The sequence below is a fragment of the Pseudomonas putida genome, assembly GCF_028682455.1.
GTDB lineage: Bacteria > Pseudomonadota > Gammaproteobacteria > Pseudomonadales > Pseudomonadaceae > Aquipseudomonas > Aquipseudomonas putida_AA.
Map to the genome: position 1 here is coordinate 687,001 of NZ_JANHLD010000002.1, position 12,328 is coordinate 699,328.

General features: G+C 63.0%; 12 protein-coding genes. 9 read left to right on the forward strand and 3 right to left on the reverse strand.

Annotated features, from left to right (window positions below):
- A complete protein-coding gene (locus tag NPS58_RS13830) occupies positions 1–756 on the reverse strand; it encodes an SDR family NAD(P)-dependent oxidoreductase (protein ID WP_274115914.1) in 756 nt (251 codons plus the stop codon).
- A gap of 38 nt (positions 757–794) precedes the next feature.
- Positions 795–1,550 carry an SDR family NAD(P)-dependent oxidoreductase gene (locus NPS58_RS13835; protein WP_274115915.1) on the reverse strand — a complete coding sequence of 252 codons (756 nt, stop codon included), beginning with the start codon at positions 1,548–1,550 and terminating at the stop codon, positions 795–797.
- Positions 1,551–1,829: 279 nt separating this feature from the next.
- On the opposite strand from NPS58_RS13835, the gene NPS58_RS13840 reads away from it, so the two are divergent.
- The 8 genes from NPS58_RS13840 (at position 1,830) to NPS58_RS13875 (ending at position 10,142) form a co-directional block, all read left to right on the forward strand.
- Positions 1,830–3,017 carry a lipid-transfer protein gene (locus NPS58_RS13840; protein WP_274115916.1) on the forward strand — a complete coding sequence of 396 codons (1,188 nt, stop codon included), beginning with the start codon at positions 1,830–1,832 and terminating at the stop codon, positions 3,015–3,017.
- Positions 3,018–3,078: 61 nt separating this feature from the next.
- Positions 3,079–3,516 carry a MaoC family dehydratase N-terminal domain-containing protein gene (locus NPS58_RS13845; protein ID WP_274115917.1) on the forward strand — a complete coding sequence of 146 codons (438 nt, stop codon included), beginning with the start codon at positions 3,079–3,081 and terminating at the stop codon, positions 3,514–3,516.
- Between the two features lie 10 nt (positions 3,517–3,526).
- Positions 3,527–3,946 carry a MaoC family dehydratase gene (locus NPS58_RS13850; RefSeq protein ID WP_274115918.1) on the forward strand — a complete coding sequence of 140 codons (420 nt, stop codon included), beginning with the start codon at positions 3,527–3,529 and terminating at the stop codon, positions 3,944–3,946.
- Between the two features lie 35 nt (positions 3,947–3,981).
- Positions 3,982–4,812: an SDR family NAD(P)-dependent oxidoreductase gene (locus NPS58_RS13855; protein ID WP_274115919.1), complete on the forward strand. Its 831-nt coding sequence runs from the start codon at positions 3,982–3,984 to the stop codon at positions 4,810–4,812.
- Between the two features lie 86 nt (positions 4,813–4,898).
- Entirely contained in the window at positions 4,899–6,044 is a 1,146-nt protein-coding gene (locus NPS58_RS13860; protein WP_274115920.1) for an acyl-CoA dehydrogenase family protein, read from the forward strand.
- A gap of 105 nt (positions 6,045–6,149) precedes the next feature.
- Positions 6,150–7,718 carry a long-chain-fatty-acid--CoA ligase gene (locus tag NPS58_RS13865; protein WP_274115921.1) on the forward strand — a complete coding sequence of 523 codons (1,569 nt, stop codon included), beginning with the start codon at positions 6,150–6,152 and terminating at the stop codon, positions 7,716–7,718.
- Positions 7,719–7,775: 57 nt separating this feature from the next.
- Positions 7,776–9,224: a DUF1254 domain-containing protein gene (locus tag NPS58_RS13870; RefSeq protein ID WP_274115922.1), complete on the forward strand. Its 1,449-nt coding sequence runs from the start codon at positions 7,776–7,778 to the stop codon at positions 9,222–9,224.
- Positions 9,225–9,326: 102 nt separating this feature from the next.
- Positions 9,327–10,142 (forward strand): enoyl-CoA hydratase/isomerase family protein, encoded by an 816-nt coding sequence (locus NPS58_RS13875; protein ID WP_274115923.1) that lies wholly within the window; start codon positions 9,327–9,329, stop codon positions 10,140–10,142.
- Between the two features lie 173 nt (positions 10,143–10,315).
- On the opposite strand, the gene NPS58_RS13880 is transcribed toward NPS58_RS13875, so the two are convergent.
- Positions 10,316–11,431 (reverse strand): CaiB/BaiF CoA transferase family protein, encoded by a 1,116-nt coding sequence (locus NPS58_RS13880; protein ID WP_274115924.1) that lies wholly within the window; start codon positions 11,429–11,431, stop codon positions 10,316–10,318.
- Between the two features lie 185 nt (positions 11,432–11,616).
- On the opposite strand from NPS58_RS13880, the gene NPS58_RS13885 reads away from it, so the two are divergent.
- On the forward strand, positions 11,617–12,180 hold the full coding sequence (locus tag NPS58_RS13885; RefSeq protein ID WP_274115925.1) for a DUF2889 domain-containing protein: 564 nt from the start codon (positions 11,617–11,619) through the stop codon (positions 12,178–12,180).
- The last annotated feature ends 148 nt before the right edge of the window (positions 12,181–12,328 follow it).

The following is a 12,328-nucleotide window of genomic DNA, read 5'->3' on the forward strand; positions in this document are numbered from 1 at the left end:
TCAGGCGGTGACACCGCCATCGACAACAAAATGCGCGCCCGTGACATAGGACGCATTATCCGAGGCCAGCCAAAGGGCCATTTCGGCCTGCTCGCGAGGCTCGCCCAGACGCCGCAGGGCGACGGTCTTGAGAGCCATCTCGAGGGTGCGGGCATTGAATTCGCTTTCGGATCCGGTGGTCATCGGCGTGGTGACATAACCCGGGCACAGGGCATTGATGCGGATGCCATGCTTGCCATACTCCAGGGCGGCGCTGCGGGTCAGGCCGATCACACCATGCTTGGACGCCGAATAGGCGGCGGCCCCCGGGGTGCCCTGCAGGCCCATGATCGAGGCGGTATTGATGATCGAGCCACCCCTGGCCTTCATCGCCCGCAACTGATGCACCATGCAGTTGAAGACCCCGGTCAGGTTGATGTCCAGCACCAGGCGCCACTGCTCCAGGCTTTGCGACTCGGTCAGTCCCGGGGTGCCGCTAATGCCGGCGTTGTTGAACGCGATGTCGAGCTGGCCGAAGCGCTCCAGGGTCGCCGCCACCAGCGCCGCGCACTGCTCGTCGCGGCGCACGTCAACGGCCTGGAAGAACGCCCGCCCTCCCACCTGCTCGATCAGGTCGACCACCGCCTGCCCGGCCTGCTCATTGGTGTCGGCAACTACCACGCGCGCCCCTTCGCTGGCGAACAGCCGTGCGGTGGCCTTGCCGATGCCGGAGGCGCCTCCTGTCACGATGGCCACCTTGCCTTGTAATAGCGTCATACAAGCTCCTGTTATGAATGTGAGATGAAGAGGATTCGCTACGCCGTGGCGCCGCCATCGACGACGAAGTGCGCACCGGTGACATACGAAGACTTGTCCGAGGCCAGCCACAGGGCCATCACCGCCAGCTCTTCGGGCGCGGCCTGACGGCGCAACGGTGCGTTTTTCACCGCCATGTCGATCATCTTGCTGTTGAAGCCGCTGTCCGGGCCTTGGGTCATGGGGGTCGCCACCAGCCCCGGGCACAGGGCATTGATGCGAATGCGGTACTTGCCGTACTCCAGCGCGGCACTGCGGGTCAGCCCGATCACACCGTGCTTGGAGGCACTGTAGGCAGCCGAGCCCGGCGTACCGCTCAGTCCGGCGATTGAGGCGGTATTGATGATCGAGCCGCCATTGGCCTTCATCGCGTGGAGCTGGGGCACCAGGCAGTTGAAAACCCCGGTGAGATTGACGTCCAGCACCCGCTGCCATTGCTCCAGCAGTTGATCTTCGAGCAGCACCGGCGGCACGAAGATGCCGGCATTGTTGAAGGCGATATCCAGACGGCCATAGCGCGTCAGCGCGGCATCGACCAGCGCGGCGCAGTCTTGCTCGCGGCATACGTCCAGGTGCTGGAAGTGGGCCTGGCCGCCGTGCTGCTCGATCTGCTCGACCAGCTCCAGGCCTGCGGCGTCGTTCATATCGGCGATCACCACACGGGCACCTTCACGGGCAAACAGCTGGGCCGTGACCCGGCCGATACCGGACGCACCGCCGGTGATGATCGCTACCTTGTTGTGCAGAAGAGTCATAGAAGCTCCCAGAGTGAGTCGTGCTCGCTGCCGGCTCCGATGCGGCGCGCAGGCACAAAGCAAGTAGGCGACCAAGGTTATTACAGTGCCCGAGCCACCAGACCACCCACTACGGCTGGGGTCTGGCGCGCCCGCCAGGCCATGGCCACCCCACCCATCCTGATCAGGTTACGTACGTCTGCCGATAGGCCAGAGTTGAAGTGTGGGCGGCATCCCTTGCCGCTGGCGCTTCGCCTGGTGTCCATGACGAAGCATCAACAACTGAGCGTGGAGATTGAGATGTCGCAGAAAACCTACGTGGCCGGCGTCGGCATGATTCCTTTCGTAAAACCAGGTACCAGCGGCACCTACATCGAAATGGGATCGGAAGCGGTACGCCTGGCCCTCAAGGATGCAGGCTTGAGCTATGAGCTGATCCAACAGGCCTACGTGGGCTACGTGTATGGCGACTCGACCTGTGGCCAGGCCGCACTGTATGAAGTCGGCATGACCGGCATTCCGGTGATCAACGTCAACAACAACTGCTCGACCGGCTCCAGCGCGCTGTTCCTGGCCCGCCAGGCAGTTGAAAGTGGCGCAGTCGAGTGTGCCCTGGCCATGGGCTTCGAACAGATGCAGGCCGGCGCGCTCAAGAGCCATTGGGACGATCGCCCGGGCCCGATGGGCAAAAGCATCGCCATCGTCGACCAGCTGGCGTCCGACGCTGCCGATCTTCCCATGGCGCTGAAGATGTTTGGCGGCGCAGGCCGCGAGCACATGGAAAAATACGGCACGCAGATGAGCACTTTCGCAGCCATTCGCGCCAAGGCCAGCCGTCACGCCGCCAACAACCCCCTGGCCATGTTCCGCAAAGTGGTCAGCACCCAAGACGTCATGAACGACCAGGTCATCTGGCCAGGTGTGATGACCCGCTTGATGGCCTGCCCGCCGACCTGCGGCGCCGCTGCCGCCATTGTCTGCACCGAAGCGTTCGCCAAGAAGCACAGCCTGCGTACCGATGTGGTGATCCTGGCCCAGGCCCTGACGACCGACAAGCCAATCGCCTTCGAGCCGCCCTCGATGATCCAGATGGTGGGTTTCGACATGGCCCAGCGTGCCGCCCAGGCGGTCTACGAAAAAGCCGGTGTCGACCCTCGCGACATTCGCGTGGCCGAAATGCACGACTGCTTCGCCCATAACGAACTGCTCACCTACGAATCCCTCGGCCTGTGTGCCGTTGGCGAAGCCGAGCGGTTCGTGCTCGACGGTGACAACACCTATGGCGGCCAGGTTGTCACCAACCCGTCCGGAGGCCTGCTTTCCAAGGGTCACCCACTGGGTGCGACGGGCCTGGCGCAATGCTACGAGCTGACCCACCAGCTGCGTGGTACTGCCCAGGCACGCCAGGTCGAAGGGGTGAACCTCGCCCTGCAACACAACCTCGGCCTGGGCGGCGCCTGCATCGTCACCCTGTTCGGCCGCGGCTGATAGATGACGCGCGCCGCCAGCCCGGCGCGCTTTTCCAGACCCTAACTAGGAAGCACGTGATATGGCAGACAAAAGTCTGATCGGCCGTTCGCTCGGCGTAACCACCGCCGAAGTCGAAAAAGGCCGCCTGCGGTTCTTCGCCAAGGCAATTGGCGAGACTGACCCGATCTACACCGACGAAGACGCGGCGAAAGCCGCCGGCTACCGCTCCCTGCCGGTACCGCCGACCTTTCTGATGTGCCTGGGTGGCGAAAATCGCGACATCGAAGCGCAACTGCGCATCTATGAGTTCGACCTGGGCCGCATCCTGCACGCCGAACAATCGTTCGAGTATCACCGGCCCGCGGTTGCCGGTGATGTGCTGACGTTCGACAGCAAGATTGTCGATGTCTACGAAAAAGCCGGCGGACGCCTGCAGTTCGTGGTCAACGAAGTCCGCGTCACCAACCAGGATGGCGAACACATCGCCGACCTCCGTTGCTCTCTCGTACAACGTTAAGGAACCGTCGATGACTACCGTTCAATTCTCCGATATCCAGGTTGGCGATGAAATTCCGCTGCTCACCCTGCAGCCGGTCAACCGCACCACCCTGGCGCTGTACTGCGGCGCCTCGGGTGACCACAACCCGATCCACATCGACCTCGACTTCGCCCGCAAGGCGCGCATGCCCGATGTGTTTGCCCACGGCATGCTCTCGGCTGCCTACCTGGGCCGCCTGCTCACCAACTGGGTGCCGCAGCAGCAAGTACGCAAACTGTCGATCCGCTTCACCGGCATCACCCAACTGGGTCACATCCCACGCTGCACCGGCAAGGTGACAGAAAAATACGAGAAAGATGGCGAAAAACTGGTCCGCCTGGCCATTCGCTGCGCCAATCAGTATGGCGAGGAAAAACTCGCCGGCGAAGCCATTGTCGCCCTGGTCTGAACCCGCAAAAAAACAAAAATCCATAGGAGTACATGATGAAAAAACTTGAAGGTAAAGTTGCCCTGGTGACTGGTTCCGGTCGTGGTATCGGCCGCAGCGTAGCGCTGCAGCTGGCCGCTTATGGTGCCCGTGTCGTGGTCAATGACCTGGATGCCGGCCCTGCCGAAGAAGTCGTGGCACAAATCCGCAATGCCGGCGGCGAAGCGGTAGCCTGCGTCGGCAGCGTGACTGCCGCCGATTTTGCCGATCGTTTCGTGCAGACCGCCGTGCAGAACTATGGCGCCATCGACATCATCATCAACAACGCCGGCTACACCTGGGATAACGTCATCCAGAAGATGACCGACGAGCAGTGGTACGCCATTGTCGACTGCCACCTGACAGCCCCGTTCCGCATTCTGCGCGCGGCCCAGCCGATCATCAGCGCCCAGGCCAAGAAAGAGAGCGCCGAAGGCAAGGAAGTGTTCCGCCGGGTGGTGAACATTTCGTCGGTCGCCGCTGGCGGCAACGCAGGTCAGACCAACTATTCTTCGGCCAAGGCCGGCATTCTGGGCATGACCAAGACCCTGGCGCGCGAGTGGGGCCGCATGAAGGTCTGCGTGAACGCCGTGGCCTTCGGTTTCATCGATACCCGCCTGACCCAGGCGCTGGCCGGTACCGAGAGCAAGACAGTGAACATCGAAGGCCGCGAGATCAAGGTCGGCGTACAACAGGCAATGATCGACGGCGCCAGCCAGAACATCCCCCTGGGCCGCCCGGGTACCGCTGAAGAGGCCGCAGGCTCGGTAGTGATGCTGTGCCTGCCGGAAGCCAACTACGTCTCGGGTCAGACCATCGTCTGTGGCGGCGGAATGGGCAGCCTCTGATAATCGCTGCTTCTGGCTCACGCCTGTTACTGCATTGAACAGGCGTGATCGGGATTAAAAATACAAAAACAGCCGAGGAACTTGCCATGCTGGAAAACTATCGCTCGCCGTGGATGACTGAAGACGTACAACCTTTTGCCGACAGCATTCGTCGCTTCGTCACCCAGACCCTGGCCCCACGCGAAGAGAAATGGCGTGAGCAGCATCAGGCCGACCGCGAGTCATGGCTGGCTTGCGGTGAAATGGGCATGATCCTGCCCGACCTGCCCGAGGAGTACGGCGGTGCCGGCGGTACGCCTGCCCACGTCGCCGCGGTGGTCAACGAACTCAACTATGCCGGCGTGTCGGGCCTGGGCCTGACCATCAACCATATCGTCGGCCATTACATCCTCGATGACGGCACCCCGGAACAGAAGCAGTTCTGGCTGCCTAAGATCGCTTGCGGTGAAGTCATCTGTTCGGTCGCCATGACCGAGCCAGGCACCGGTTCCGACCTGCAGGCGGTGCGCACCCGCGCGGTCAAACAGGGTGACCGCTATATCATCAACGGCGCCAAGACCTTCATTACCAACGGCCAGCTCAGCGACATGGTGGCCGTGGTCGCCAAGACCGACCAGAGCAGCGGCTCCAAAGGCATTTCGATCTTCCTGGTCGACACCTCGCTGCCTGGCTTTCGCCGCGGCAAATGCCTGGACAAGGTGGGCCTGCAGTCTTCCGACACCTCGGAAATGTACTTCGATGACGTCGAGGTTCCCGCCGACTGCCTGCTCGGCGGCGTCGAGGGCAAGGGCTTCTATACCCTGATGAAGCAACTGCCCTACGAACGCGTGCAGATCGCAATGTGCGCAGCCGCGCAGATGGAACGCGCCCTGGCGCTGACCCTGGCCTATACCCGCGAGCGCACGGTGTTTGGCAAGGCGGTGCTGGAGTTCCAGAACACCCGTTTCGCCCTGGCCGATGTCAAGGCGACCGTACTGGCTTCGCGGACCTTCTGCGATCATCTGATCCAGCAATGGGTCGAGGGCACGCTGGATTCGGCGAGTGCCTCGATGGGCAAGTTCTGGCTGACCGAACGCAACAGCGAGGTCCTCGACCGTTGCCTGCAGTTCTTCGGCGGCTACGGCTACATGAACGAATACCCGATCGCGCGGATGTGGGCCGATGCCCGGGTGGCGCGCATCTACGGCGGCGCCAACGAAATCCAGCGCGAACTGGTCGGCCGTTCGCTCTGACAGCGGTGCTGTCCTGCCAGGGACGGCACTCGGCAGCTGCTGCGTACCCGCGCCGTGCCGACCGTGGCGATACGACTAACGATAACAACAAGATTGGAGTAGCCCATGTACATCACTCAAGGTTTGCATCGTCACCTGCAAGCCAGGCCCCAGGCCACCGCCGTGCGCTTTGCCGGGCGCAGTATCAGCTACGCCGAGCTCGGCAACCGCGTTGCGCGCCTGGCCGGCGCCCTGCAAGGGTTGGGTGTGGCCAGCGACGATCGTGTGGCAATGCTTTCGCTCAATTCGCAGCGCTACATCGAGTACTACCTCGCTGTGCCCTGGGCCGATGCGGTGCTCAACCCGGTGAACATCCGCTGGAGCGCGGCCGAGATCATCTATTCCCTGGATGACTCGCAGACCTCGGTGCTGATCGTCGACGACACCTTCAAGGACCTGGGCAGCAAAGTGGCCGCCGAAGCCCGCAGCATTCGTACCCTGATCTACGCCGGAGATGGCCCGACCCCCGACGGCATGCTCAACTATGAAGCGCTGCTGGCCGCCGCCACCCCGATCGAAGATGCGCGTCGCAGCGGCGATGCACTGCTGGGCATTTTCTATACCGGTGGCACCACCGGCTTCCCCAAGGGCGTGATGCTCAGCCACAGCAATGTCGCGTTTTCCTCGATGGCGACCTTGAACGGCGGTAGCTACGGGGCTGCAGCCGTCTTCCTGCATGTAATGCCGATGTTCCACCTGGCCGACTTCGCCGCCATGACGGCGCTGTTCTTGAGCGGTGGGACCCATGTGGTGCTGCCCTCCTTCACACCCCAACAGGTGCTGGAGACCATCGACCAGGAGCGCATCAACGAAATCCTCCTGGCGCCGACCATGATCCAGATGCTGCTGGACTGCCGCGACAAGTCCGCCGAGGCCCGCGCCCTGGACCTGGGCTCACTGGCCACGATCGGCTATGGCGCCTCCCCCATCACCCCGGCGTTGCTCGCTCGCGCCCAGGCCGCCTTCCCCGCCGCCGGTTTCTCCCAGGGCTATGGCATGACCGAACTGGCGCCGATGGCCACCACCCTGTCGCAGGAGTATCACTGCCAGGCCCACCACGACAGCGGCAAGATGTATTCGGCCGGTCGCCCGGCCATCTGCGTGGAAATACGCATCGTCGATGCCCACGACAACGAAGTCCCGCGCGGCACCGTGGGCGAGATTGTGGTACGCGGGCCGAACGTCATGCTCGGCTACCTGAACAAGCCGCAGGAGACCGCCGAAGCCTTGCGCAATGGCTGGATGCACACCGGCGACGGCGGCTACATGGATGACGACGGTTTCATCTACGTCTGCGACCGCCTCAAGGACATGATCGTCAGCGGTGGCGAGAACATCTACAGCGCCGAAGTAGAAACGGCCATCGCCAGCCACCCGGCCGTCGCGCAGATCGCCGCGATCGGCATCCCTTGCCAGAAGTGGGGCGAGAGCGTGCATGCGGTCATCATCCTCAAGCCCGGTGTGTCGGTCAGCGATGAGGAGATCATTGCCCATTGCCGCGAGCGCATCGCGGGCTACAAGTGCCCACGCAGTGTCGAGTTCCGTGAAACCTTGCCGTTGTCCAGCGTCGGCAAAGTCCTCAAGAACGAGCTGCGCAAGGCCTTCTGGAAAGACCACCAGCGCAATATCGCCTGACCCCCTGCCCTCTGCGCACAGGCAGGGGGCTATCCTGCTGCCAGCGGAGCCAGAACAATGACAACACGCTTTGCCCTACCCCCGTTCATCGGTCGCACCAAAGTCGCGGCCACCCTTGTACTGCTCGCCTTGTTGCTGGTGGTACTGCACAAAGCACCGGCGTCGGCCAATCAACCCGAGGTCGGCACCCGCCTGTTGGAAGGTCGCGCACTGGAGGCCGCCATCTGGGGCATGCCGCTGGCCAATTTCAACGCCATGCGCCAGGCCTACTTTCGCGATGCCGGCGCCAAGTACAACGACATCATGTATTGGTCGCGCCCTTCGGACTGGCGCAACCAGACCACCACCCCCAACCACTCCACGCTGTACGTGATGTTCTTCGTCAATCTCAAGGATGGCCCTGTGGTGGTCGATATCCCGGCGACGCGTGACGCCGGGCTGTACGGAACGCTGATCGACGCCTGGACCACGCCGCTGGTCAACGTCGGCAACAACGGCGACGACCAGGGCAAGGGCGGCCGCTACCTACTGCTGCCACCCGGCTTCGAGGGGCAAGTGCCCGCCGGCTACATCGCCGTGCCGAGCAAGACCTTCAACAACTACAGCCTGCTGCGCGTCATTACCCGGTCCGTGGCCGAGAAAGACCTGGCCGCCGGCGTCGACTACCTGAAGAACCTGAAGGTCTACCCGTTGGCCAGTGCCGACCAGGCCCCGGCCAATCGCTTCATCGACATGGCCGACAAGGTCTATGACGCCATTGCCAGGTTCGACGACAGCTACTATGACTCGCTGGCCGCGATGGTCGCCGAGGAGCCGCTGCAGGAGCGCGATGTGGCGATCATGGGCCAGTTTCGTTCGCTGGATATCGGCAAGGGGCTGAATTTCAACCCCGACGCCCAGCGCCGCGACATGCTCAAGGTCGCTGCCAGACAGGCCCAGGCCTACCTGATGAAGGGTTATGAAGAGTCCGGCCTGGCCATCTGGGGCGACCAGCGCAAGTGGCGGACCCTGGCCAACCCGAAAAGCACCCTGCCTTCCAAGGTGACTTTCGTACTGCCGCAACAGGGCCTGCTGCTCGATGAACGTGCCTTCGCCTGGTTCGCAATGTTCGGCCCGGTCGTGCCGCCCTCCCCGCATGTGTACATGAAGAGCTACCAGACCGCCACGGGCCAGCCCCTGGATGGCGGCAAGCGCTATCGCCTGCGCATTCCTGCCGATGCCCCGGCCAATGAGTTCTGGTCAGTGGATGCCTACGATGCCAGCACCGGCGGCTTCATCCGCAAGGCGCCGGTAGTCGGCCTGGACTCCTATGACCAGAAGCTCAAGCGCAATGCCGACGGCACGGTAGACCTGTACTTCGCTCCCGAGCCGCCCGCGGGCCAGGAAAGCAACTGGATCAGTACTCAGCCGGGGCAGCGCTTCTTCACCCTGTTCCGTATCTACGGGCCCAAGCCGACCATGAAGGACCGCAGTTGGGTGCTCAACGATATCGAGCAGATCAACTGACAGCCTCAGCGCATCGGTGCCTTCAGTGCACCGATGCGTGCTTGGCGGGCAACCCTCGCCCGCCCTTCCTCGTTTCCAATCATCCAAACGGAGCACTTGTCGATGAGCGAATCCCTCGCCCATAGCCCTTTCACGCGCCTGCGTATTGCCGGCCCTGATGCCGAAGGCATCGTCCTGGTCACCCTGGCCCGCCCTGAAAGCCTCAATTCCATTGACCTTGAGATGTTTGCCGAGCTCAAGCAGCTCGCCTGCATCGCCGAAGCCGACCCGTACGTGCGCGCCTTGATCCTCACCGGTGACGGCCGTGGCTTCTGTGCGGGCCTGGACCTGGACGTGGCCGCCCAGTTGCCGGGGCTGAGCATCGAGGCGTACATGAAAATCCAGGAACTGGCCGGCAGCGCGGTCAGCGCCTTGCGCCTGCTGCCCAAACCACTGATAGCGGCCGTCAACGGTGCGGCCACCGGCGGTGGCTTGGCCCTGGCCCTGGCGGCGGACATCCGCATTGCCAGCGAGCGGGCGCGATTTGGCGTGGCCTTCACCCGGCTGGGGCTGTCGGCCTGCGATGTGGGGATGTCGTGGCTGTTGCCGCGCATCGTCGGCCTGGCGCATGCCAGCGAACTGATGCTCACCGGGCGCATTATCGATGCGCCGGCAGCGGCACGGATCGGCCTGGCCAATCATGTGGTGGCGGCCGAGGACCTGCTTGAAAGCGCCTATCAAGTGGCGCGCGAGATTGCCCGCAACTCGGCGTTTGCCATGCGCCTGACCAAACAGGGACTGCAGACCAACGTCGATGCATCGTCGCTGCAGGCAGCCATCGAACTCGAGAACCGGACCCAGGCGCTGGCCGCGCGTTCGGAAGAAATGCAGGTGGTGTTTGCCCGGTTCAAACAAGAGCAAGCCAACAAGCGCTTGTAGGCTCACTCGGTGGGAGCAACTGTCTTGCACACTGTGTGGGAGCCGGCTTGCCGGCGATCGACCGCAAAGCGGTCGTAATCCAGCCACCACCTACCAGGCAAACTGCACCGGCCCATCGCTGGCAAAGCCGGCTCCCACAGGTATGTATGTGCCAGTGGGAGCAACTGGCTTGGTCAGCCCGCTCCTGCCATTGAGCGCCAGATCGATGCCTGGGCGTCGTCCAGTGCCGCCAGCACTTGCTCGGTGTGTTCACCAAAACGCGGGATCGGCCCCGGTACCACGACCTTGTCGTCAAAGCGCGGTGCAGCCACGGTCTGCAGCATGTCATCACGCTCGAAGTACACCTGGCGCGCGGTGTTATGCGGGTGGCGTGCCGCTTCGTCAGGGCTCAAGACCGGCGCGAAGCAAACATCGGTGTACTCCAGCAGCTCGCACCATTGCGCACGGGTACGCGTCTGGAACAGTTCGGCGAAGTGCCCCTGCATCTCGCCCCATTGCTTGCTGTCCCATTGCCGGGCAAAGCGTGGATCGTCCTGCAGGCCCAACTTGTCGAGCAACAGCGCATAGAACTGGGGCTCGATGGAGCCCAGCGTGATGAACTCGCCATCGGCGCAGCGGTAAGTCGAATAGAAATGCGAACTGTCGTGCAGGTTGTTGCCGCGCTTGAAGCCCTCGCCAAAGAAGCCCGCATTACGGGTCGAGAGCATCAGTTGCATCATGTGCGCCGAACCGTCGAGGATCGCGGCGTCCACAACGGTGCCCTGCCCGGTCTGGCGCGCCTTGAGCACCCCGGCCAGCAATCCAACCGCCAGGTACAACGCACCGCCACCGATGTCGCCAAGCAGGGTAATCGCAGTGCTGGGTGGCTCGCTGGGCGTGCCATTGTGGTAAAGCGCGCCAGACAGCGAGATGTAGTTGTTATCGTGCCCCGCTGCCTGCGCCATCGGGCCGCTTTGGCCCCAGCCGGTCATGCGGCCGAACACCAGGCGCGGATTGCGCGCTTTGCAAACCTCTGGCCCCAGGCCCAGGCGCTCCATGACACCTGGGCGCATGCCTTCGATCAGCACGTCCGCGTCTTCGATAAGGCGCAGTACCAACTCACGCCCTTCGGCGGTTTTCAGGTCGGCGGCGACGGAGCGCTTGCCGCGGTTTACCAGGTTCGCCCTGCCACCACCCTGGTCGCCACGTTCGACGGCAATGACATCGGCGCCAAGATCGGCCAGGTGCATGGCACAAAACGGCCCAGGACCAATTCCACAAATTTCCACAACCTTGATACCTGACAACATGGGGCGCTCTCCTTTTGTTTTTGCCGGGTCGCGGCGGTTCTTCACGCATAGCAGTGCGCCAGCAGGTTAAGCGAATTCAGCGGCGCTGCCTCCAACCCACGAGAGGTGGTGTTTTTCAGTCTGCAGCCAACCCACAATCGAAGCGACCGATAGAGCCGTCCCTCCAGCATGACAAGGTAATGGGCATGACAATCCAGCCACACCAACGTACCACGCGCAGACTCCTGCACACGCGCCAGGTGATCTGCAGCGGCTACGAGCGCAGCGATGGTCTGTATGAAATCGAAGGCCGCTTGCAGGACGTCAAGTCCGACGACAGCGACATGGTCTTCAAGTATGTACGCGCAGGCGAACCCATCCACCAGATGCGCCTGACCATGGTCATCGACCTCGACCTGGTGATTCATGGCCTGGAGGCGTGTACCGAGGTCGGGCCTACGCCCTATTGCAGCGAGATCAACGCGGTGTATGCGCAGCTCGTCGGGCTGAAAATCGGTACAGGTTTCAAGAAGCGGGTGCTCCAGCGGGTCGGCGCGAGCCTGGGTTGCACCCACCTCACCGAGCTCCTCGGCCCCATGGCGACCACGGCCTACCAGACCACGTTCTTTCTCCAGCACCAGGCCGAACAGCAAAGGCATGAGCGTGACGCCAGCTACCAGGTACCCAGGCCCTGGGTCATCGGTACTTGCCATGCCTACCGGGCTGACGGCGAGGCAGTTCGGCTGATCTGGCCGGAGGCTGCACCGTAGCGAGCGCCATGGAGCGAACGATCCGAGGGTGAACCCGGCAGGGCGCGACGTCGTTGTGCCTGATTTGGTTGACGCGGGATGCTCTCCCCCTCAGGGAGAGGGGGACGGCTCGTAGGGCCACCCCTCCCCGAAAAAAGGGGGTGGCGCC

What these genes read in the sequence shown, in the direction of transcription:
- NPS58_RS13830 (WP_274115914.1), bottom strand. Translation starts at nt 756, where the DNA reads ATGACGCTATTACAAGGCAAGGTGGCCATCGTGACAGGAGGCGCCTCC.
- NPS58_RS13835 (WP_274115915.1), bottom strand. Translation starts at nt 1,550, where the DNA reads ATGACTCTTCTGCACAACAAGGTAGCGATCATCACCGGCGGTGCGTCC.
- NPS58_RS13840 (WP_274115916.1), top strand. Translation starts at nt 1,830, where the DNA reads ATGTCGCAGAAAACCTACGTGGCCGGCGTCGGCATGATTCCTTTCGTA.
- NPS58_RS13845 (WP_274115917.1), top strand. Translation starts at nt 3,079, where the DNA reads ATGGCAGACAAAAGTCTGATCGGCCGTTCGCTCGGCGTAACCACCGCC.
- NPS58_RS13850 (WP_274115918.1), top strand. Translation starts at nt 3,527, where the DNA reads ATGACTACCGTTCAATTCTCCGATATCCAGGTTGGCGATGAAATTCCG.
- NPS58_RS13855 (WP_274115919.1), top strand. Translation starts at nt 3,982, where the DNA reads ATGAAAAAACTTGAAGGTAAAGTTGCCCTGGTGACTGGTTCCGGTCGT.
- NPS58_RS13860 (WP_274115920.1), top strand. Translation starts at nt 4,899, where the DNA reads ATGCTGGAAAACTATCGCTCGCCGTGGATGACTGAAGACGTACAACCT.
- NPS58_RS13865 (WP_274115921.1), top strand. Translation starts at nt 6,150, where the DNA reads ATGTACATCACTCAAGGTTTGCATCGTCACCTGCAAGCCAGGCCCCAG.
- NPS58_RS13870 (WP_274115922.1), top strand. Translation starts at nt 7,776, where the DNA reads ATGACAACACGCTTTGCCCTACCCCCGTTCATCGGTCGCACCAAAGTC.
- NPS58_RS13875 (WP_274115923.1), top strand. Translation starts at nt 9,327, where the DNA reads ATGAGCGAATCCCTCGCCCATAGCCCTTTCACGCGCCTGCGTATTGCC.
- NPS58_RS13880 (WP_274115924.1), bottom strand. Translation starts at nt 11,431, where the DNA reads ATGTTGTCAGGTATCAAGGTTGTGGAAATTTGTGGAATTGGTCCTGGG.
- NPS58_RS13885 (WP_274115925.1), top strand. Translation starts at nt 11,617, where the DNA reads ATGACAATCCAGCCACACCAACGTACCACGCGCAGACTCCTGCACACG.